Here is a 326-nt window from a genome sequence, read left to right as displayed (position 1 = left end):
ACCGTGCGCTGGTACCTCGCCAACGAGGCCTGGTGGCGCCCGATCCGCGAGGGCCGCTACACCGGCGAGCGCCTCGGGCTGGGCACAGCCCCCACCGGCCGCGCCTGAGCCAATGCCCGAACCCATGGACATCCTCATCCTCGGCGGGGCCGGCCAGGTCGGCACCGAGTTGCAGGCGCCCGCGCTCTGGGAGGCGGGCACCCGCCTGCACGCCCCGAGCCGCACGGCGCTCGACGTCACCGACGCGGGCGCCATCGACGCCGCCCTGAGCGCGCGCCCCTACGCGGCGGTGGTCAACGCGGCCGCCTACACCGCCGTGGACCGGG

1 protein-coding gene is annotated in these 326 nt (G+C 77.0%); it reads left to right on the top strand.

The features are described 5' to 3' along the window. Window positions 1–124: 124 nt before the first annotated feature. Window positions 125–326: sugar nucleotide-binding protein (locus tag AC0IY1_RS25335; RefSeq protein ID WP_471773337.1), on the top strand; the 202-nt coding region annotated here is incomplete at its 3' end.

This window comes from Methylobacterium sp. AC690, assembly GCF_979256535.1.
The sequence above is the reverse complement of the archived record's forward strand: the minus strand, read 5'-3'. Positions and strand labels throughout refer to the sequence as shown.